This is a genomic window from Altererythrobacter sp. (assembly GCF_050299635.1).
GTDB lineage: Bacteria > Pseudomonadota > Alphaproteobacteria > Sphingomonadales > Sphingomonadaceae > Erythrobacter.
The window spans coordinates 169,190-189,730 of record NZ_JBNKWF010000002.1; the positions used below are offsets into that span (position 1 = coordinate 169,190).

General features: G+C 62.2%; 16 protein-coding genes. 12 read left to right on the forward strand and 4 right to left on the reverse strand.

From position 1 onward, the window contains the following. The first annotated feature begins 504 nt into the window (after nucleotides 1–504). From ACQY6C_RS01705 to ACQY6C_RS01715, 3 genes are read left to right on the forward strand one after another with little or no spacing between them, the layout of a single operon-like run. A complete protein-coding gene (locus ACQY6C_RS01705; protein ID WP_427963959.1) occupies nucleotides 505–1,110 on the forward strand; it encodes a hypothetical protein in 606 nt (201 codons plus the stop codon). Beyond that, on the forward strand, nucleotides 1,107–1,298 hold the full coding sequence (locus ACQY6C_RS01710) for a helix-turn-helix transcriptional regulator (protein WP_427963961.1): 192 nt from the start codon (nucleotides 1,107–1,109) through the stop codon (nucleotides 1,296–1,298). Before ACQY6C_RS01705 ends, ACQY6C_RS01710 begins: the two co-directional genes overlap by 4 nt. Nucleotides 1,299–1,327: 29 nt before the next feature. Then, a complete protein-coding gene (locus tag ACQY6C_RS01715; RefSeq protein ID WP_427963963.1) occupies nucleotides 1,328–2,257 on the forward strand; it encodes an alpha/beta fold hydrolase in 930 nt (309 codons plus the stop codon). Nucleotides 2,258–2,260: 3 nt separating this feature from the next. On the opposite strand, the gene ACQY6C_RS01720 is transcribed toward ACQY6C_RS01715, so the two are convergent. After that, nucleotides 2,261–3,925: an alkaline phosphatase D family protein gene (locus ACQY6C_RS01720; RefSeq protein ID WP_427963965.1), complete on the reverse strand. Its 1,665-nt coding sequence runs from the start codon at nucleotides 3,923–3,925 to the stop codon at nucleotides 2,261–2,263. Nucleotides 3,926–4,017: 92 nt separating this feature from the next. On the opposite strand from ACQY6C_RS01720, the gene ACQY6C_RS01725 reads away from it, so the two are divergent. The 5 genes from ACQY6C_RS01725 to ACQY6C_RS01745 all read left to right on the forward strand — a co-directional run bounded on the left by ACQY6C_RS01725 (nucleotide 4,018) and on the right by ACQY6C_RS01745 (nucleotide 12,806). Beyond that, nucleotides 4,018–4,764 (forward strand): alpha/beta hydrolase, encoded by a 747-nt coding sequence (locus ACQY6C_RS01725; protein WP_427963967.1) that lies wholly within the window; start codon nucleotides 4,018–4,020, stop codon nucleotides 4,762–4,764. After that, entirely contained in the window at nucleotides 4,764–5,612 is an 849-nt protein-coding gene (locus tag ACQY6C_RS01730; protein WP_427963969.1) for a tetratricopeptide repeat protein, read from the forward strand. The genes ACQY6C_RS01725 and ACQY6C_RS01730 overlap by 1 nt, the downstream gene beginning before the upstream one ends. Next, on the forward strand, nucleotides 5,609–6,601 hold the full coding sequence (locus ACQY6C_RS01735; RefSeq protein WP_427963971.1) for an LLM class flavin-dependent oxidoreductase: 993 nt from the start codon (nucleotides 5,609–5,611) through the stop codon (nucleotides 6,599–6,601). The genes ACQY6C_RS01730 and ACQY6C_RS01735 overlap by 4 nt, the downstream gene beginning before the upstream one ends. A 175-nt stretch (nucleotides 6,602–6,776) precedes the next feature. Next, nucleotides 6,777–11,507 carry an NAD-glutamate dehydrogenase gene (locus ACQY6C_RS01740; protein WP_427963973.1) on the forward strand — a complete coding sequence of 1,577 codons (4,731 nt, stop codon included), beginning with the start codon at nucleotides 6,777–6,779 and terminating at the stop codon, nucleotides 11,505–11,507. Between the two features lie 69 nt (nucleotides 11,508–11,576). Next, the gene (locus ACQY6C_RS01745; protein ID WP_427963975.1) at nucleotides 11,577–12,806 is read left to right on the forward strand and encodes an NAD(P)/FAD-dependent oxidoreductase; all 1,230 of its coding nucleotides are present in this window, start codon (nucleotides 11,577–11,579) and stop codon (nucleotides 12,804–12,806) included. Between the two features lie 111 nt (nucleotides 12,807–12,917). Here the strand turns inward: ACQY6C_RS01745 and queG are convergent, their stop codons facing one another. Beyond that, the gene (queG, locus tag ACQY6C_RS01750) at nucleotides 12,918–13,949 is read right to left on the reverse strand and encodes a tRNA epoxyqueuosine(34) reductase QueG (protein ID WP_427964005.1); all 1,032 of its coding nucleotides are present in this window, start codon (nucleotides 13,947–13,949) and stop codon (nucleotides 12,918–12,920) included. Nucleotides 13,950–14,020: 71 nt separating this feature from the next. On the opposite strand from queG, the gene ACQY6C_RS01755 reads away from it, so the two are divergent. The 4 genes from ACQY6C_RS01755 (at nucleotide 14,021) to msrB (ending at nucleotide 18,300) form a co-directional block, all read left to right on the forward strand. After that, nucleotides 14,021–15,016: an ABC transporter ATP-binding protein gene (locus tag ACQY6C_RS01755; protein ID WP_427963977.1), complete on the forward strand. Its 996-nt coding sequence runs from the start codon at nucleotides 14,021–14,023 to the stop codon at nucleotides 15,014–15,016. Beyond that, entirely contained in the window at nucleotides 15,013–16,305 is a 1,293-nt protein-coding gene (locus ACQY6C_RS01760; RefSeq protein ID WP_427963979.1) for an ABC transporter permease, read from the forward strand. Before ACQY6C_RS01755 ends, ACQY6C_RS01760 begins: the two co-directional genes overlap by 4 nt. A gap of 96 nt (nucleotides 16,306–16,401) precedes the next feature. Next, the gene (locus ACQY6C_RS01765) at nucleotides 16,402–17,736 is read left to right on the forward strand and encodes a cytochrome P450 (protein ID WP_427964007.1); all 1,335 of its coding nucleotides are present in this window, start codon (nucleotides 16,402–16,404) and stop codon (nucleotides 17,734–17,736) included. Between the two features lie 69 nt (nucleotides 17,737–17,805). Then, a complete protein-coding gene (msrB, locus tag ACQY6C_RS01770) occupies nucleotides 17,806–18,300 on the forward strand; it encodes a peptide-methionine (R)-S-oxide reductase MsrB (protein ID WP_427963981.1) in 495 nt (164 codons plus the stop codon). Here the strand turns inward: msrB and ACQY6C_RS01775 are convergent. Continuing rightward, on the reverse strand, nucleotides 18,266–19,939 hold the full coding sequence (locus ACQY6C_RS01775; RefSeq protein WP_427963983.1) for a hypothetical protein: 1,674 nt from the start codon (nucleotides 19,937–19,939) through the stop codon (nucleotides 18,266–18,268). The genes msrB and ACQY6C_RS01775 overlap by 35 nt on opposite strands. A 152-nt stretch (nucleotides 19,940–20,091) precedes the next feature. Next, the gene (locus ACQY6C_RS01780; RefSeq protein ID WP_427963985.1) at nucleotides 20,092–20,541 is read right to left on the reverse strand and encodes a GtrA family protein; all 450 of its coding nucleotides are present in this window, start codon (nucleotides 20,539–20,541) and stop codon (nucleotides 20,092–20,094) included.

Consider the following 20,541-nt stretch of genomic DNA (forward strand, 5'->3'; position numbering starts at 1 on the left):
TGCCCGGCGCCCTGCCACAAGCGGGCACGCACCGGAAGGGCGGTGTTTGTTTTCTTGCCGATTTCAGGAGGACACCGCGCCACCCGAAACCGGGTGGCGTCTGCCGGGGCTGCCTAACCCGCGACCATCCGCCCCCGGAAATCCGAGGTGGTAGTTGTGGTCGATGTAGTCAGCAGCCTGGCCATGCCGCCGATATAGCGATGGCCGGTTGCGATGTCATTACCCTGCGGATCTGGAAAGCACAGTCGTCATTATGTCAACCGACCTTGACATTGTGCGCGAATCGTGACAAGTACCCTTTCCATCAGATCAAGGAGGCTTTACTAATGACTCGAGAAGTGACTGCGATCTGCTGGGCTGCTGCGATGATCGGTCTTGCAGCAGCAGTAGCAGGCGGGATTGTGCAGACGCACGATGCCAAACCCATGTTCGCCATCATGCCCATGTTGGCCTGGGCCAGTATGCAACGTTCAGGTTCATGCTGCTTTCTGAGGAAATCGTTCAATGCGTAGGGACCAGAAGATTCCGTTCCACCGGAGCCCAGGCTTTTGGACCGCTCTCCTGATGGGCTCGATCGCGGTTATCGCTGCCCTCAAGCTGTTGGGCGCTATCAACAGCTCCACCGGATTCATCCTGATGGCAGGGGCAGCGGGCTTGATGATCCCGCTCTATCGTTCAAAGCTGGCGGCGATGCGCGCGCGCAACGTCGTGAGTATGGCCGCCGCCAATTACACGCGCGGCATGATGATGGCTGCAGCCGCTTACCTCGTCGGGCTGGGCCTGGCGATTTCGCTGCACCGCAATTACGAGCTAACCCCGATCATCAGGCTGGTTCTTGCCTTGCTCCCGGCCTTGCCAATTGTCGGCATGATTGCGGTGATGGCACAATATCTGCGCGATGAGACCGACGAATATCTGCGCCATCGCATGATCATGGCTTCGCTCGGCGGGCTTGCTGCTGTGCTGGGAATCGGCAGCTTCTGGGGTTTCCTCGAAACCTTCGACCTGGTTCCTCACGCAAAGGGCTGGTGGTCTGTTCCTGTCTGGGCGCTGGGCGTGGGCTTCACCCGCTTGTGGATGCACCGCAGCGATGCGGGAGAGGGGGAATGAAGAATCGCCTCAAGGTCCTGCGCGCAGAACGCAACTGGAGCCAGCAGGATCTCGCCGAACGGCTCGAAGTCAGCCGCCAAAGCGTGAACGCGATTGAAACGGGCCGCTACGACCCCTCTCTGCCTCTGGCCTTCCGAATCGCCGAAGTGTTCGAACTGTCGATCGAAGAGATCTTCCAGCGCGGATAGGCGACCCATAAAATTCAAGGAGAATGACAATGCCCAAGCGCAATTTCGCGCGCAGTTTCGTGCGCCAATTTTCCATCGCAATCGCCGCTCTACTTGCGATCCAGACGATGGCGACAGCCGGTCCGGCATACGCCGCCGACCCTGTCGAGCGCAGCCATATTCGCACCTGGCTGTCCGGCGAAAGCGGCCCGCTGGTCGTGCTCATCCCGGGTATGTCTACGCCCGCCGAAGTCTGGCGAGAAACGGTTGAAGCGATGGAGCCGGACCATCGCCTGTTGGTGGTCGAAGTGCGCGGCTTTAACGGAGAGCGCAATACGGCCAACGAACAAGCCGGGGTGATCGACGGCATTATAGACGATCTCGCCAGCGATCTCGATGCGCGCCACCTGACCGCCGATGCGATGGTCGGGCACAGTTTTGGCGGAGCATTGGCGCTCAAATTCGCGCTCACCCATCCTGACCAGGCGAAGCAATTGATGGTGATCGACGCATTGCCCTTCTTGGGCCTGGAGTTTGGCCCGGAAGCGACGATAGAAAGCGTTACGCCCCGGGCCGAAAGAATCCGGACGACAATGGCTGCGCAAGCCGACGCCATGCGCGCGGCGGGCAAGACCGGAGTAAAGAGTGCACCCGCGAACGGTATGTCGATCGATCCGGCGAATGCGACGCGCATTACAAACTGGTCGATGCGATCCGAGCCGCTGGCCACCGCTCAGGCCGTATATGAACTGCTCACCACCGATCTGCGCGAACAGATCGCCGAGATCAAAATTCCAGTAACCGTGCTTTATGCCGCGGGAGAGGATGCTGAAAAGGCGGCACAGAAGTTCACCGCAAGTTACGCACCCTTGGCCAACGCCAGAATTGTCCCGGTCGAAAACTCCGCGCATTTTATCATGCTCGACAGGCCGGATGTATTCAGGGCGGAACTGATGAGTTTGCTGCCCAAGCCGGAATAGGCCCTATGACGCAAGTGCGCGGGAGCCAGCGGTCGTATCAAGCCGCATGGTTCCCGCCAGTGCTGTCGAGCGTGTGCGGATCGTCTCGACATAACGATACTCCGCACTCGCAGCTTCAGGCGTGAGCTCAACCAGCGCATAGCCGCGCTGCGAGGTGTCGGCGTATTTAAGCCCGGCATTATGTTCGACCAGGTCGCGCGAAAGCACATCGGGCGCAATCGCTCCGAGATAGCCTTCCAACCCCGGCGATGTGACCGATTGTACGCCAAACTCAACGCCCGCATTCACGCCCCGATGGTCAAGGTTGAAGGCCCAGCTATTGTGCGAATCCCCAGCCAGAACCAGCAGGTTCGCCTCCGCTTCCAGCGCGGATGCGAGCAAGCGCTCGCGTGCGGCGGGATAGCCGTCCCAGGCGTCCATATTGGCGGGCAGGCCCGCACGGCTGGATAGCGCGGCGGCAGTCAGCCGGCGGCGAACATAGTCCGGTGCGTCTGCGCCCAATGCATCGACCAGGCCGGGAGGCGTTGCGAGCCGCCCCATCACCACCTGCTGGACGAGCACCTGCCATTGCCTGCCCGACTGGCGCGAGCGCTTCAGCGCGTTGCCAAGCCACGCCTCCTGTTCGGCCCCGAGCATCTGGCGCGCAGGATCGGCATAGTCTCCGTCATGAAATGCCTTGAGCGCGGCGGCAATTTCCTCAGCCGATTGCCTGCCCTTCATCAACGCACCGATGTCGAATTGCTTCTCGCGCCCCTCAAGCCGCGTATCGAGCCGGTAAAGGGTGGCGAGATCGCCGACCTGATATTCGGCATAGGGTTCGTCTGACACCGGCATCCATTCGCGATAAGCCCGCTTTGCCGCCGCCTTGCGTGCCTCCCAGTCACCTTCTGTCTCGCTCTGGTGATTCTCCGCCCCGCCCTTCCAGCTGTCATTCGCGGATTCGTGATCGTCCCACACCGCGATCATCGGCAGCATCTGGTGGATACGCCTCAGGTCGGGATCGGCGCGATAGGTGGCATAGCGCAGGCGATAATCGGCCAGTGCGACGATTTCCTGCTCGGGCCACAATTCGCGTTCAGGGATGGCGCGCTCTGGATCCGGATAGGAACCGCGCCTGTACTCATAGATATAATCGCCCAGGTGCAATGCGAGGTCCGCATCGTCCACTTCGGCGGCATGGGCATAAGCGTTGAAATAGCCGAAGCCGAAATTGGAGCAGGAGAACACCGCCAGACGGAACCTGTCGATTGATTCCCCGGGCAAGGTTCGTGTGCGCCCCACTTCGGACATCGAGCCATCGGGCGCGATGAAGCGGTAATAGTACCAGCGCCCATCGCGCAAACCATCGGCCCAGGCCTTGGCGCACCAGTCGGTTTCTGCACTTGCCCGCGCACTTCCGCCTGCAACAACGTCAGTGAAGTCACCGTTCTCGCTGACCTGGAATTCGAGCCAGGTATCCTGGCCCGCGACAAAGCGGGTCCACAGCAAGACCTTGTCCGGCCCCGGCTCACCACTCGCCACGCCATGCGTGAAACCTCTGCCGAAGCCTCGCGCGGCAAGCGGCGTCGTGGCCAGCAAGGCCGACGCTCCGCCAAGTTGGAACAGGTGGCGCCTGGTCAATGCAGTGGTGTGACGCGACGGCGGCGATAGGGGTTCGTTCGTTTTCATGGCCATAGCCTAGGCTGCGCTCGTGAATGCCAAATGACAAGATGTTGCCTTCACGCTTGCCTTGTCCAGCACCCGGCGGGCATGGAGCGCGCATGAGTGACGTAGCTTTCCACACAATGCCCGATGGCCGTCGCATCGCCTATCGCCACACTCGCGGCATTGGCCCCACCCTGGTCTTTCTGCCCGGCTACATGTCCGACATGGAAGGCGGCAAGGCGAGTGCCATCTTCGAATGGGCCCAGCGACAGGGGCAAGGCTGCCTGCTGCTCGATTATTCGGGCTGCGGGCAAAGCCCAGGCGATTTCGCAGACGGGTCGCTCAGCCGCTGGCGCGAGGAAGTGCTGGCCCTGATCGAAGCGGAGGCAAAAGGGCCGGTCGTGTTGATCGGCTCTTCCATGGGCGGATGGCTGATGCTGCTGGTGGGCGAGGTTCTGGGCGAGCGTCTGTCGGGAATGGTGGGTATCGCCGCCGCGCCTGACTTTTCCGAATGGGGCTATACGCCGGAGCAGAAGGCACAATTGGCTGCAGGCGAGACGATCTACGAAGACAATCCCTATGGCCCGGAACCCACGCCCACGCATGCGTTATTCTGGCGCGATGCGCAGGAGAACCTGCAGTTGGGCGGTGACATCGCGATCCATTGCCCCGTCCGCCTGCTGCATGGCCAGCAAGATGCGGACGTACCGTGGGAAACCAGCCTGAAACTCGCCTCGGCGCTTCGTTCGGACGCGGTACAGGTCACGCTGGTAAAGGACGGCGACCACCGCCTTTCGCGTGAAAGCGACATCAATCTGTTGCTGACGCAAATCGGCGAACTCGCATCACAGGACCACCCCTAGTGCCCCTTGCCCACATCCTGTTGCCGATCTTGCTGCAAGCCGGGCCCGATCCTTCGGCTGGTGCGATTCCCGATTATTCCGCCGAAGTGCAGGACCGCCCGCCGCGCGAGCTCGAACAGCCGGTTGGTGAGCGGGTAAAGCAGACATGGCTCGAAGAATGTTTCGAGCTGGTCGAGAGCGATCCCGCCCGCGCACACGTCCAGGCTGAAATGCGCCGCAACTCCAGCCAGGGTCCGGATCGCGTGCTGGCCAATCACTGCCTGGGCCTGGCGGCAACGCAATTGGGGCATTGGAGCGAAGCACGCACTGCCTTTCTGGCCGGCAGGGACGAGCTCCCGCCTGAGGAATCCTCTCTCCGGGCCCGTCTGGGAACGATGGCAGGCAATGCCGCGCTCGCTTCGGGCGATGTCGAAGACGCTTTGGCACTGTTCCGGAATGCGCGCACAGAGGCACAGAGGGCCACTTCAGCCGATCTCGAGGCAATTGCCGCGATGGGTGCCGCTCGCGCACTGGTTTCGCTTGGGCAGCTCGATGAAGCCGAACCGCTGCTGAAGGATGCCGCAAGGCTCCGCCCCAAGGATGGCGAACCGCAATTGCTGCTGGCGACACTGCTGCGAAGGCTGGGGCGGCTGGAGGAAGCGCAAGCCGCCATCGGCGAAGCGGCGAACCGTGCGCCGGATGACTCTGCCATCGGTCTGGAGGCCGGCGTGATCGCCGTACTTGATGGGCGGGACGATGCAGCGCGCCAAAGCTGGCAATCGGTGATCGATTTGGTACCGGACAGCGCCGAGGCTGAAAGCGCGCGCGCCTATCTCCAGCAACTCGGGCCTGCTAGCACTGCGGAATGACCGACTGGCCTGCGCTCTCCGTCCTTGACCTGGTGCCCGTGCGCGAAGGTGGCACACTGCCTGAAGCCTATGCCGCCACGGTCGAACTGGCTCAGGCCGCCGAACGGCTCGGCTACAAGCGCTTCTGGGTGGCGGAACATCACGCGATGGATGGCGTCGCTGGCGGAGCGGCCTCGGTCGTTCTGGCGCATATCGGCAATGCCACTTCCACAATCCGAATCGGCTCTGGCGGGATCATGCTGCCCAACCACACGCCGTTCCAGATTGCCGAACAGTTCGGCACTCTCGACGCGCTCTTTCCGGGCCGGATCGACCTGGGGCTGGGGCGCGCACCGGGCGCAGGGCCCGAACTGCAACGCGCGCTGCGCAAGAATCTCAACCAGGCAGCCGAGCATTTCCCGCAGGACGTGCTGGAGCTGCGCGCGCTGATCACCGGGGCGGTGGACCTGCCGATCAGGGCCACGCCGGGATATGGCGCCAATGTCGAGTTCTGGATGCTGGGTTCGAGCCTGTTCGGCGCGCAGCTCGCCGCACGATTGGGCATGCCTTATGCCTTTGCCGCGCATTTCGCGCCCGATCACCTCGACCAGGCGCTGGAACTCTACCGGCGCGATTTTCAGCCCTCTGAACAGCTTGAACGCCCGCATGTGATGGTGGCGATGAACGTCTTCGCCGCCGAGACCGATGATGAGGCGGTGCTGCTCGCGTCGAGCCAGCAGCAAAGTTTCGTGCGACTGCGCAGCGGCAGCCCAGGCAAATTGCCGCCGCCCATCGCGAATTACCTCGACAGCCTACCCCCACCTTCGCGCGCCATGCTGGAACATCTGGGTCAGGCCGGTGCCGTAGGGAGCCGTGAAACGGTGAAGGAGAAGATTGCGGGCTTTGTCGAGCGCACCGGGGCAGACGAAATCATCGTCTCGGGTGCCGCTTTCGACCCTGAGGCCCGGATCCGCTCGCTTGAACTTACCACCGAAGCTCTTGCGGGCTGAAATACCTCGAATCCGGGCAAATACCGGCCACAATATTGCTCTAGTGACCTGACTCGCCTGCCGATTTGCCGGGGGCAGAATCCATGCTTGCGGCTGGCGACAGGCAAGAGTATTGGGTTATTAGATTGCTGCGCAGATCGAAAATATAATTGCGCGGCGCTGGCGGAGCAGGAGCATGGTTTCGAAGTCAGCCGGGGTTTCCAAGTCAGTCCGGATTCCCAACGCTGCGGGCAAGGCGCGGGCATCTTCCGGCAAATCGATGCAATCGCGCCTCGCGCGCAAGATGCGCGAATCGATCCTGCCCGGCGACACCCCCTTTTCAGGCAAGCCCCTGACCGAAGCCGCCAGTTTCGTGCTGGAGGCGGCGATGCACCGCGAGGCCGACCGTTCGGTCATGCAGATAGCATCCGTCGGTGGCCAGCGCCGCTACCTCCGGATTGCGATCATCAACGACAATATGCCGTTTCTGGTCGATTCGATTGCAGCCACCATCGCTGCGCAAGGGGTCTCGATCGACAGGCTGCTCCACCCCATCCTCCCGGTCAGACGCACAGCCGGGGGCAAGCTGACCGATCTGGGCGGAGCGAAGGCCAAGGCGCGCGAATCCATGATCTATATCGAGACCGAACGTCTCGATGCGCGCCAGAGGCGCAAGCTTGAACGGAAGCTGGCCCAGACGCTGGGCGACGTGCGCGCCGCCGTGAGCGATTGGCCCAAATTGCAGGCCACAATGGCGGAAGATATCTCCCGCCTTTGCGATCCCGAGAATATTGCGCTGTTCGAATGGCTGAATGGCGGCATGCTGACGCAGCTTGGCCATGTCACCCGCAAGCGCGATGGCAGCCACGCAAATGTGCTGGGAATCTGCCGCAAGAGCGCGCGGCAATTGCTGTCCGAAATTTCCTACAAGCGCGCCTTCGCATGGTTTGGCAAGAATGATGCCGATGGCGAGACGCGCGAACTGCTGATCGTCAAGGCCAACCGTGTCGCCAATGTCCATCGGCGGGTCCCGCTCGACCTGTTCATCGTTCCTCTGCGCAACGAGAGTGGCAGGGTCGAAGCGCTCTCGATCCATGCAGGCGTATGGACCAGCGCCGCGCTGGCGAGCCCACCGCACAAGGTGCCAGGCCTCAGGATCGCACTCGAAAGGTTGACGCAGGGGTTGGGTTTCGAGCCGTCAAGCCATGCCGGCAAGGCTTTGGTCCACGCCCTGACCGCATTGCCGCACGATCTGCTGACGAGCTTCAACGAGGCCGATGTCGCGCGTGTAGCGACAGCCATGATGAGCCTGGTCGACCGCCCTCGCCCGCGGCTCATCCTGGTAGAAGCGCCTCTCGCTCGCCATCGCTTTGCCTTCGTCTGGCTTCCGCGCGAGCTGGTTTCAACACAGGCGCGCCTGCAAATCGAGGATCTGCTGACAGGCAGCGATGGAACGCAACGGCTGGACTGGAGCTTTGAAGTCGAAGGCGGAACGCTCGCCATGCTGCGCTTTGTGCTCGATATCCGGAACGCGAAGAATCTCGCCAGTGAAGAAGAGCTCGACGCGCGGTTGCGGGACATGCTGCGCGGATGGAACGAAGCGGTCGAAAAGCATCTGGCCGAGCATGAGGAGCCAAACCGCGCCGCTGCGATCGCTGCGCGCTACGCGGCAGCTTTCCCATCAGCCTATCGCAGCATTCACGGCCCGGACGAGGCAGCCTCGGACCTGCTGCGACTGCGCGCGCTCGACGCGCATCCGGATAGAAATCGCGATGTCCGCATGTTCTTGCGCGATGGCGATCCCGACGACCAGCTCCGGCTCAAGATCTACCAGCACAAGGGCGCCTTGCCGCTGTCCGATGCGGTGCCTGCGCTGGAGAATTTCGGCTTCCGGGTTTTGTCTGAAATACCGACCGGGCTCGATGGCGGCGAACTGGGCATGATCCACGATTTCACGCTGGCTCTGCCCGAAGGCGACAGCTCGGGCCCATTGTTCGACCGCGCCGATGTGATCGAACGGGCGATCACCGCCGTGCTGACAGGCAAGGCAGAAAACGATCCGTTCAACCGGCTGGTGGTTGGCGCTGCTCTGACCGCGCAACAGGCGGAGTGGCTGCGCGCTTTCTATCGCTACCTCCGTCAGGCAGGGATGGGCTTTACCATCTATACAGTGGTAGATGCCCTGCGCGCTGCGCCGCATGTGACCCGTGCGATGATCGACCTGTTCATTGCGCGACACGATCCCGATTTCGCAGGCGACCGAAAGGCTGCGGTGAAGCAGTCCGAGGATGCGTTCCGGCGCGGCTTGAGCAAGGTAGCGGCAATCAACGACGACAGGTTGCTGCGCCTCTACTACGCCTTGATCGGCGCCATCCTGCGCACCAACTGCTTCGCCCCGGCTGCCAGCGAAGCGCTCGCCTTCAAGATCGATTCGAGCATGGTTCCCGGCCTTCCCAAGCCGATCCCCTGGCGCGAAATCTTCGTTTATTCGCGGCGGGTTGAAGGCATCCACCTGCGTTCGGGCCCCATCGCGCGCGGCGGATTGCGCTGGTCCGACCGGCGCGATGATTTCCGCACCGAGATCCTGGGCCTGATGAAGGCACAGAGGGTCAAGAACGCAGTTATCGTTCCGACCGGGGCCAAGGGCGGATTCTATCCCAAGCTGCTACCTTCGCCGACGAAGGATCGCGACGGTTGGGCGGCTGAAGGACAGGGAAGCTACGAGGTATTCATCCGCACGCTGCTGTCCGTCACAGACAATATTGTGGGCGGCAAGGTCGTCCACCCGGATCGCGTCATCGCGCATGACGGCGAAGACCCCTATTTCGTGGTCGCCGCGGACAAGGGCACGGCGCGCTTCTCCGATGTCGCCAACGCTATTGCCGAACAGGCAGGCTTCTGGCTCGACGACGCCTTCGCCAGCGGCGGCTCGAATGGCTACGATCACAAGGCGATGGGGATCACGGCGCGCGGCGCCTGGGTTTCCGTCCAGCGTCATTTCCTGGAAATGGGGATCGACGTGCAGAAGGATCCGGTGCGCGTCGTGGGGTGCGGCGATATGTCGGGCGATGTGTTCGGCAACGGCATGCTGTTGTCGAAAGCGATCAAGCTGGTCGCGGCGTTCGACCACCGGCATATCTTCATCGATCCCGATCCCGATCCGGCCCGTAGCTGGACCGAGCGCAAGCGACTTTACGACCTGCCCCGTTCGAGCTGGGAGGACTACGATCCGACACTGATTTCCAGGGGCGGCGGCGTGTTCTCGCGCGAATCGAAGCGCATCAAGCTGTCAGCCCAGGCGCGCAAGGCGCTGGACATCGAAGACAGGGATATCGAGCCCGACGCGCTGATCAGCGCGATCCTCAAGTCGCCAGTCGACCTGGTCTGGTTCGGCGGAATCGGCACCTACATCAAGGCCGAGACCGAGAACAACGTCCAGGTCGGCGATCCTGCCAACGACACGCTACGGGTCGACGCGTCTGATGTGCGTGCCAGGGTGATTGGCGAAGGGGCCAATTTGGGCGTCACGCAAGCCGGGCGCATCGCCTTCTCGCTCAAGGGTGGTCGCCTCAATACCGACTTCATCGACAATTCGGCGGGCGTCGATTGCTCCGATAACGAGGTCAATATCAAGATCGCCCTCGCGGCAGCCGCGCGTGAAGGCAAGATTTCGGCCAAGGCGCGCAACACGCTGCTCGAAGCGATGACCGATGAAGTCGCGGCGATAGTGCTGGAAGACAATCGACTGCAGGCGCTGGCGCTCTCGGTCGCGGAATCGGGCAAGGCACGATCGGTCGCATCGCATCTGCGCCTGATCGAAACGCTTGAAGACATGGACGCGCTGGACCGCAAGACGGAAGGTCTCGCCGATCACGAAACGCTGCTGCGCCGGGCGAGCGATGGCATCGGGTTGACCCGGCCGGAGCTGGCGGTCCTGCTCTCATCGGCCAAGCTGGTCCTGCAGGACGCAATCGAAGCGAGCCCGGTGCCCGATGACCCGGCGATGGAAGACAAGCTGATCGCCGGTTTCCCCGCTCCGATGCAGGCAAAATTCGCCAAGCAGATCCGCGAGCACAGGCTGCGGCGCGAACTGATCGCGACCGAACTTGCCAACCGGCTCGTCAATCGCATCGGGCTGGTGCATCCCTTCCAGCTCGCCGAGGAAGAAGGCGTCCAACTGTCGCAAGTCGCTGCTGCATTCGTCGCGGCTGAAAAGCTGTTCGATCTCGAATCGCTGTGGCGCGAGCTTGACGAAGCGCCCATGGGCGAAACCGCCCGGCTGATGCTGTTCGAGCGGCAGGCGGCTGCCGCCACCAACCTGATGTCGGACATTCTGCGCACCACCGCAGGTCAGGTCAGACCGGAAGAATTGCACAGCGATCTGGGCAAGGGCGTGGGCATCCTGTCGGATTCGCTCGACGAATTGCTCACCACCGAATGGCGCAAGCATTCGTCGGCAATGCTGGAAAGCTTCGTTGCGGCCGGTGCGCCTGAAAAGCTCGCCGGCAAGGTCACGCGACTGTTCGAGCTCGACGGTTCGGTTGGACTGGCCCGGCTTGCCGCGGAGACCGGGATAGCGCCGAAACAGCTGACCCGCGCCTTCACCTCGATCGGCGCGCGGCTGGGCATCGACTGGGCTCAGGGCACCGCGGCACTGATGAACTCTTCCGATGTGTGGGAACGCCTTCTGGTCGCAGGGCTGGCCCGTGACTTCCAGCAGATGCGGATCGAATTTCTCCGCCGGATCATGCGCCGCAAGAGCGGGAAGTCCGCTCCGGAAGAAACGGTCGAGGAATGGGCCATCCGCAACGATCCGGCCATCCGGCAGTTCCGCGCGATGATCGGCAGAGCACAAAGCCATTCGACCGTGGCGCCTGCAATGCTCGCCCAGATAGCCAGCCAGGCGCGCAATTTGCTCGAACGCTAGGACCAAATGCCGGAACCGAATGCCGCCTGACACTTGACGCCAGCCGATTTTGCGACAACGCAGGCGCGCATGGACAAGGCTGACATCGTCATCGTGGGGACGGGCCACGGCGCGGCGCAGGCGGCAATTGCACTGCGCCAGCAAGGGCACGAAGATTCCATCCTGATGCTGGGGCGCGACAGCGTTCCGCCCTATGAGCGCCCGCCGCTATCCAAGGAATACCTTGCCGGGGACAAACCGTTCGAACGGATCATGATCCGCCCCGAGCAGTTCTGGGCAGACAAGGGCATTACCCTGCAACTGGGCAGTGCCGTGACCGAAGTCGACCCGGTCGCACACGAAGTCGTACTCAGCAATGGTGACAGGATCGGTTATCGCAAGCTGATCTGGGCCGGCGGGGGCGATCCACGGCGCCTGTCCTGCCCCGGCGCCAGCCTGAAGGGCGTGTTCGCCGTGCGCGACAAGCGCGATGCCGATGCGATGATGGAAGCGCTCGAGAACGGAGCCAGGCGGGCAGTCATCATCGGCGGCGGCTATATCGGGCTGGAAGCAGCAGCGGTGCTGCGCAAGCTCGGTTGCGAGGTCACCTTGCTCGAGGCCCTGCCGCGCGTGCTTGCGCGGGTGGCAGGCGAGGAACTTTCGGCCTTCTATCAGGATGAGCATCGCCGCCAGGGCGTCGACCTGCGGCTGGAAGCGATGGTCGAATCGATCGAAGGGGATGATGGCAATGTCACCGGCGTCCGCCTGGCCAGTGGCGAAGTGATCCCGTGCGAAATGGTGGTTGTCGGGATCGGTATCGTCCCCGCCGTCGCGCCCCTGATCGCTGCAGGTGCCGCCGGTTCCAACGGCGTAGATGTGGACGTCTATTGCCGAACTTCGCTCAATGACATTTTCGCGATCGGCGATTGCGCCGCCCATGCGAACGACTTTGCCAACCAGGCCGTGATCCGGCTCGAGTCGGTCCAGAACGCCAATGACATGGCCAATACCGTCGCGCGCGCGATCATGGGCGACAGGCAACCCTATCACGCGCTGCCGTGGTTCTGGTCGAACCAGTATGATTTGAAATTGCAGACCGCCGGCCTGAATCTCGATTACGACCAGACGGTGCTGCGCGGAGATCCGGCGACCCGAAAGTTCACGGTCGCCTATCTCAAGGAAGGCAAGCCGATCGCCTTCGATTGCGTCAACAACACCAAGGATTACGTCCAGGGGCGCAAGCTGATCGAAGCCGGCGCCGACAATGTCGATCTGGACGCGCTCGCCAATCCCGAGATTCCGCTCAAGGAGTTGCTCTAGAACCTGTTGATATTCGGTGCCTGCCCTCTCCCCCTCCCAGCCACCCGATAGGCTACCCGGAGACAATATCGGGTGGCTGGGAGGGGGAGAGGGCCGGAGCCGGGTGCTGGATCAGAGCGCAACAAGCCGCTCCAGCGCCCACCGCGCCGCGTCTGCCACCGCCGGATCCGGGTCTTCGCAAAGCGCCCGGGCGGCTGGCTGTAGCGACGCGTCCCCGCTGTTCCCGGCAGCATAGAGGCAATTGCGGACGAATCGATTGCGCCCGATCCGCTTGATCGGCGAGCCGGAGAAGAACTTCCTGAAACCTGCATCGTCGAGCGTCAGCAATTCGGCGAGCCGTGGCGCGGCCAGTTCTGCGCGCGGCAGGAAATCCCGATGGCGCGCCGCGCTGCTCGCAAACTTGTTCCACGGGCAAACGGCCAGGCAATCGTCGCAGCCATAGATGCGATTGCCCAACGCCTCGCGTAGTTCCTCAGGAATCGGCCCCTTGTGCTCGATCGTGAGATAGGAAATGCAGCGCCGCGCATCGAGCCTGTAGGGCGCGGGAAAGGCATCGGTCGGGCAGGCAGCCTGGCATGCGTCGCAGGAACCGCAGCGGTCGTCATGTGGCGCATCGGGGGCAAAAGGGATCGTAGTGAAGATCGCGCCCAGGAACAGCCAGCTGCCATGCTCGCGGCTGACCAGATTGGTGTGCTTGCCCTGCCAGCCAATGCCTGCCGCTTCGCCCAGCGGTTTTTCCATCACAGGCGCAGTATCGACGAAGACCTTGAGTTCGCTCTCGGGAGCCTGCCCGATCATCCAGCGCGCTAATGCCTTGAGCCGTTTCTTGACCGTATCGTGATAGTCCTTGCCCTGAGCATAGACGGAAATCCGTGCCCGGTCGGGATGCGCCTCCAGCGCCAGCGGATCGCAATCGGGTGTGTAGCTCATGCCCAGCGCTATCACGCTCTTCGCCTCGGGCCATAGCGCCTCTGGTGAGCGCCGCACGTCCGCACGCGTTTCCATCCACTCCATCGAGCCGTGATTCCCCTCGCCCAGCCATTGCTGCAGGCGTTCCGCACGCAGGCGGTCTTCCTGCGCCAGGGCAAAACCCACAGAGGCGAAGCCCAGCCGCCTGGCTTCATCGGCCAGGTCGCTACGCATGCGAATGATTTCGGCGGCGTTAACCAAGCTTGGGGTTGCTCCCGTTCAGCCCTCAAAGTTAACAGGGCGGTATGGACATGTCGGTAGGCGATCACATCGAACCGGGCAATTCTCCCGATGGAGGCACGCACCCTCTGGCGATCGAGGCGCGTGGCCTGGTCAAACGATTCGACGGCACGCTGGCTGTCGACGGGGTCGATCTGAGCGTTTCGCAAGGCGCGATCTACGGCGTGCTGGGGCCGAATGGCGCCGGGAAAACCACCACCTTGCGGATGCTGCTGGGCATTATCGACCCGGACGAAGGTGTGCGGCGCGTATTCGGGCATGACAATCCGCACGATATTGCCCGCCTGATCGGTTACCTGCCGGAGGAACGCGGCCTCTATCCGGCGATGAAGGCGATCGAAGCTATCGCTTTCATGGGCGCGCTGCGTGGCCTCTCGCTGGAGGAAGGGCGCAAGCGCGGGCTCGAATTGCTTGAACGGCACGATTTGGGCCATGCGGCCGAACGCACGATCCGCCAATTGTCCAAAGGCATGGCGCAGACGGTACAGTTGCTCGGCACTCTGGTGCACCGCCCGAGGCTGGTTGTGCTGGACGAACCTTTCAGCGGTCTCGACGCGATCAACCAGGGCAAACTTGAACGGATGATTCGCGAGCTCGCGGCACAGGGTACGACGGTGATTTTCTCGACCCATGTAATCCACCACGCCGAACGCCTGTGCGAAGGTGTTGCGATTATCGCCGGGGGCAAGGTGCCCTATGCCGGATCGGTCGAGGCCGCGCGTGACCGTATCCCGGCACAGGTCCGCCTCGAGACCCGCGCACGCGAAGGCGCCTGGACCTCTGCACTACCGGCAGACACCCGCCGCGAAGGTGATTTCTTCTATTTTCCGTTGCCTGAAACCGGCGTCGAGCCCCTGCTGAGGCAGTTGATCGAAGGCGATGCTGGCATTCTTTCGCTCTCGATCGAACGTGCGGGGCTGCACGATGCCTTTGTGCATATCGCCGGTGAAGCGGCGGCGCGCGCGCTGGAAGCGGACATTGAGGCGGAGTTCGACCGATGAGCGAAACCATGCCTCAAAACGCCCGGCTGTCGCGCCTGCAGGCCGCCTATGTCGTGGCCCGCCGCGATTTCAAGGCGATCCTGTTCAGCCGCAGCTTCCTGTTCTTCCTGCTCGGCCCATTGTTCCCGGCTGTGGTCTTCATGATGTCGGGCGGGCTGGGTAACGCAGCAAAGGATCGCGCGAACGAGGTCGTGATCGCGATGCAGATGCCGGCCAGCGACACCGCCGCTTTCAGTGCAGCACATCACAAGATCGAGGCCGAGCTGGGATACGGACGCATCCCGCATTTCCGCTATTACAAGCCGGTCGAGGAAATCGGCGCAATCGACGTGCCAGCGCTGCTGGCGGACAGCAGCGGGCGTTATGGCGCGACCTTGACGGGGACGCTCGAAAACCCGGTGCTGACCGGGACGCCCGAACGGCTTGGTGCCTGGCGCGGCTTTGTGACGATGCACCTTGCCCTGGCGCGGGGTGGCGGCGAGCTTTCCTATCCGGCGCTACAGACCGAGATCACTCAGAGCAGCGGTGCAAGGACCAAGGATCAGCGGCAGGACACTGCGCAGATATCCATGACGCTGCTGTTCCTGCTGATGATGCTGCTGGCGGGCATGGTCCTGTCGAACCTGGTGGAAGAGAAAGCCAACAAGATCATCGAAATTCTCGCGGCCGCCCTGCCGATGGAGGCCGTGTTTCTGGGCAAGCTCTTCGCCATGCTGGCCGTTTCGCTGGCGGGAATAGCGGTGTGGTTCAGCGCGGTCGGCCTTGTCATCCTGCTCGCGGGCGATTTCGGCGGGATCAAGCAATTGCTGATCGGCATGCCTGATCCGGGCGTCGGCTGGCCGCTGTTCTGCCTGTTGTTCGTAATCAATTTTTCGATGGGCTATCTGCTGATCGGTTCGATCTTCCTTGCCATCGGCGCGCTCGCCAGCACGGTGCGCGAAGTGCAGACGCTTTCCATGCCGGTCACCATGCTGCAGCTCTTCATATTCTTTTTCGCCAGCTTCACGCTGGTCGACGGGGCGCCACTCCTCGAATTGGCGGCGATACTCTTCCCGCTTAGCTCGCCATTCGCCATGACCGCCCGTGCGGCGCAACATGTCGAGCTGTGGCCGCATGCGATCGCATTCGTTTATCAGATGCTGTGGGTCGTACTCTTCATCCACTGGGGTTCGTGGCTGTTCCGCAAACGCGTGATGAAGTCTGGCAGCGCGGGGCGGGCCCGACCGAAGCTAAGCCTGCTGCGTCGCCTGCTTCCGGCGAAGGGCCAGGCCGGCAGAACGCAGAAGTAAGTCGCAAATCGAAACCCACTATTGACATCGCTGTAAATAGGCTCAGGATGGCTTGCGTTACGAGCGAGACGGACTCGCCGCAATCGGGAGAGAATGATGGCGACCCTGGTCACGGACAAGCCGCAATGGACCACTGCGCCCAGCGCGTACAAGGCGCTGAAGGAGCATTTTGCGCAACATCCCGAAGAACTGCCGGCATTCACCAACCCTTACGACGTCAGCCGATCCGACATCTATGTGGAAGATCGCTGGCAGCCGATTTTCGCCAAGATGCGCGCCGAGGGGCCTCTCCATTACATAGCCGAAAGCCCGTTCGGCCCGCATTGGAACGTCGTGGGCCACAAGGCGATCCAGCATATTGAATCGCTGCCAGAACTGTTCTCTTCCAGCTGGGAATATGGCGGCATCACCATCCTCAACCGGCTCGATGACGAAGAAGTCATTGCCAGGGGCGGCGAGCGGTTCGAACTGCCGATGTTCATTGCCATGGACCGGCCCAAACACACCGGGCAACGCCGTACCGTTGCCCCCAAATTCACCCCCGGCGAAATCACCAAGATGGAAGGTGAAGTGCGCCAGCGCACCGGCGAATTGCTCGACACGCTACCTTATGGCGAAGTGTTCGACTGGGTCGACAAGGTCTCGATAGAGCTGACCACCGGGATGCTCGCGATTCTGTTCGACTTCCCGTGGGAAGACCGCCGATTGCTGACTTTCTGGTCGGATTGGGCGGGCGATACCGAGCTGGCGCTGGTCCGCGACCTGGACGAGCAGCGCCAGGGCATCCTGCGCGAAATGGCAGGCTATTTCCAGATGCTCTGGGCAGATCGCGCCCAGAAGGAGGGTGGCAACGACCTCATTTCCATGATGGTCCATTCGCCCGCGATGAACCAGATGGATCCGCAGGAGTTCATGGGCAATCTGGTGCTGCTGATCGTGGGCGGGAACGACACCACCCGCAACACCATGTCGGGCATCATCCATGCTTTCGACAAGTTTCCCGACCAGCGCAAACTGTTCGAGGAAAATCCGGATCTGATCCCCAATGCGGTGCAGGAATGCATCCGATACCAGACCCCGCTGGCGCATATGCGGCGCACCGCGACCGAAGACACAGAGGTGTTCGGCAGCAAGATCGCCAAAGGTGACAAGCTGGTGCTGTGGTATCTTTCCGCCAATCGTGACGAGGAAGTGTTCGAGAACCCCGACAAGCTCGACATCACGCGCGAGAATGCCCGCCGCCACATCAGCTTTGGCTATGGCATTCACCGCTGCGTTGGCGCGCGGCTGGCCGAATTGCAGCTACGCATCCTGCTGGAAGAAATGCACAAGCGCCGCATGCGTGTGCATGTCGCGGGCGATGTCGAGCGCGTGCGGGCAAACTTCGTCCATGGCTTCCGCAAGATGGAAGTCGAACTGACGAAGTTCTGACCAAGGTGAAACCTTTCGCGGGCTTGCCGCGTATTTACAGGTGAACCGTAAAGCCTGAGAGGTTTGACCATGCACCAGACATCGACGACGCGGCGGCGCCTGCTCGCCGGTGCGAGCGTCTCCATTGCCGTCCCGCTATTGGCTGCCTGTGGCTCGTCTCCCGCGGAAGCAAAGAGCTTCCCGATCCAGCGTAGCGAAGCCGAATGGCGCAAACGGCTGACCAAAGACGAATTCTGGATCCTGCGTGAAGCGGGGACGGAACGCCGCTTCACTTCGCCGCTCCTCCACGAGAAGCGCAAGGGCACTTTCATCTGCGCGGGCTGCGCCAACGAGCTCTATTCGTCCACGACCAAATATGACAGCCGCACCGGCTGGCCTTCGTTCTGGAAAGCGCTGCCCGGTGCCGTGGGCACATCGACCGACACGACTTTCGGCATGCGGCGCACCGAAGTTCATTGCGCCGATTGCGGCGGGCACCTGGGCCATATCTTCGGCGATGGACCGCCCCCGACCGGGAAGCGGCATTGCATCAACGGGTTGGCGATGGATTTCCGGCCTGCTTGACCTGCCAGACATGGAGTGAAGGCGGGGCTCCAATATCGAGCGGTTCGAGCCATTCGGGTGCGCGACCGTTCATAAGCAGGGTCATGAATCCATTTGTCCCGCCGCGTCGAGAATAGAGTTGCGGCTCCGTCAGATCGTCGCACAGCACGACATAATCTGCATTGCGCCTCTTGATGATTTCATGCGCACGTGCCTCGTCCGAGATATAGGCCTCGATCACATCATGCATGGCCATCTCGGCCCTGTGATGCGACGTCGCAACCACGGAATGATCTGTCTTGAGCAGGATCGCCGGCCCCAGATCAAGCGGGGCAAAGATTGTGCCGGTCTTCAAGTGATTCAGCACAGGCGCCTGATCATAGAGTCCACAAGTGGAGTCCACCACACTTGATGCAGCGCTCGCGCCTTCGCTCGCACCGTGGGTTTCCAATTCGGTTGCAGCTTCCCCGGGGGCAATATTCCGGGCCAGTGTGATCGGCGCACCCGGCATCAATGCAATAAGGATGAACACGGTGCTCGCCAGTTTCGGTACAAACCGCTTCGAATGGCGGAGGCGCAACAGCAACTGCCGGATGAGCCAGCCGAGCGGGACAGCCCCTACCACCCCGGCAAAGGCGAAGGAGCGGAAGGTCATCACGCCTGCGAGCGTCGCCATTGCGAGCAGCAGGCTGTATTCCAGCCACCATTGGCGCAGCCAGTCGCGCTGGCGCGCTGCAATCGCCAGAGAGGCTCCGAGCGCAATGATCGCCTGAGCCAACGGAGGCAGGCCTTCATCCAGAGAGTGGTGCCAGATAGGCATGCCCTCACTAACGTTCATGTACCAGAGATCATGCACCAACGGATCGAGGTTCGAAAAAGGTGCGCCCAGGCATTGCGGTGCGGCAAAGCTGAAGAAGGCCAGCCCGATTGCACCTGCAACGGCGAATGCTGCGAATAGGGGACCTCGCGGCAATTGCGGACATGCCGCAATAGCACCCGTGCCCAGTGCAGTGATCACGAAGAAACCGATATGTGCGGGCGAAATCACATCGCAATGTTCTGCCAGATCCGGCAATCCGCGCGTGAGCATGAACACAACCGCAAGCGTGAGCGCCAGGCCCTTCATATAAGCGGTCAGCCACCAGCGTTGCTCATCGTCGCGAAACCAGCGCAGCGCCAGGATTGCGCCAACACCTGCGACCATGGTCAGAGTCTCAAGCGAGACCATTACCCCTACCCCCAGGGCAGCCCCTGCGGCCAGGCCGCCGCGCCAGGCTGAACGCCAGGAGATCGCCCAGGCCGCGACTGCGACCGCAAGAAGCTGGTAGGAATGGTGATCTATCCGCATCGGTTGTACCTGCTTCAGCACAAGCGGGCAGAGGCCCAGAGCGAGGCAGGCGAAGATCGCGGTTTCTGTATCGAACTGGCGCCAGGCCAGCCGGCCCACCACCAGCATGATGAGCAGGAACACCAGCAAGGGTATGGCGAACATTGCGATCTGTTCTGCCCATGCGGTGCCGAAAATCGGCTCAAGCAATTGCATGGACAGCCACAGCGGCGCATCCACTATGCGAGACCAGTGCATGAGCGCTCCATCAGGCGGTGCGATGCGGTATTGGTGCAAATCGTACCAGCCTTGCCCGGCCAGCAGATCGCGCACCTGAACCAGCCTCAAGGCATCGTCCGGACCTGGCAGACTTCCATGGAGGAGTCTGGGAAGAGCCAGGAGCGTAACCAGGGCGCTCACACCGATCCACACAAGGAGAATCGACCGTATAGGCTTCTCGCCCGTACGCAGGCGCCCGTCCGGGTTCATTGGTCGGTCGCCTTGCCGCGAAAGACGACGCTCTTGCGCAGGAGATAGGTGAGGGCGAAGCTCAGGACGATCGCTGCCAGCTTGGCAAGGCGCGGATCGAGCCCGCTCCAGTCACCCAGCCCGACCACAAGCGTCGTCAGGCCCAGACCCAGCAATGCGGATATAACGAACAGCGCCTTCTGACGCGTGCGTTCAGCCCCGCGCCTGGCGACCGAATCCTGAAACACGGTGCGGCTGGAAAGTAGCCAATGGGCAAGGATCCCCATCGAATAGCCTGCGGCCGCCGCCGGAGCCGACATCATTCCCAACGCCAGCAGCGCGAGAAATGTGCCCATGTCGACCGCCAATGCACCGGCACTCGCGAAGAGATACCGCACCAGGCGGAAATCGCGCAGCCTTGTTATGATCTCGACCACCTGTGCCCCCGCTAGGCTGCAACAACGCAG

Coding starts and splice junctions, on each gene's coding strand:
- ACQY6C_RS01705 (WP_427963959.1), top strand. CDS start 505: ATGCGTAGGGACCAGAAGATTCCGTTCCACCGGAGCCCAGGCTTTTGG.
- ACQY6C_RS01710 (WP_427963961.1), top strand. CDS start 1,107: ATGAAGAATCGCCTCAAGGTCCTGCGCGCAGAACGCAACTGGAGCCAG.
- ACQY6C_RS01715 (WP_427963963.1), top strand. CDS start 1,328: ATGCCCAAGCGCAATTTCGCGCGCAGTTTCGTGCGCCAATTTTCCATC.
- ACQY6C_RS01720 (WP_427963965.1), bottom strand. CDS start 3,925: ATGAAAACGAACGAACCCCTATCGCCGCCGTCGCGTCACACCACTGCA.
- ACQY6C_RS01725 (WP_427963967.1), top strand. CDS start 4,018: ATGAGTGACGTAGCTTTCCACACAATGCCCGATGGCCGTCGCATCGCC.
- ACQY6C_RS01735 (WP_427963971.1), top strand. CDS start 5,609: ATGACCGACTGGCCTGCGCTCTCCGTCCTTGACCTGGTGCCCGTGCGC.
- ACQY6C_RS01740 (WP_427963973.1), top strand. CDS start 6,777: ATGGTTTCGAAGTCAGCCGGGGTTTCCAAGTCAGTCCGGATTCCCAAC.
- ACQY6C_RS01745 (WP_427963975.1), top strand. CDS start 11,577: ATGGACAAGGCTGACATCGTCATCGTGGGGACGGGCCACGGCGCGGCG.
- queG (WP_427964005.1), bottom strand. CDS start 13,949: ATGCGTAGCGACCTGGCCGATGAAGCCAGGCGGCTGGGCTTCGCCTCT.
- ACQY6C_RS01755 (WP_427963977.1), top strand. CDS start 14,021: ATGGACATGTCGGTAGGCGATCACATCGAACCGGGCAATTCTCCCGAT.
- ACQY6C_RS01760 (WP_427963979.1), top strand. CDS start 15,013: ATGAGCGAAACCATGCCTCAAAACGCCCGGCTGTCGCGCCTGCAGGCC.
- ACQY6C_RS01765 (WP_427964007.1), top strand. CDS start 16,402: ATGGCGACCCTGGTCACGGACAAGCCGCAATGGACCACTGCGCCCAGC.
- msrB (WP_427963981.1), top strand. CDS start 17,806: ATGCACCAGACATCGACGACGCGGCGGCGCCTGCTCGCCGGTGCGAGC.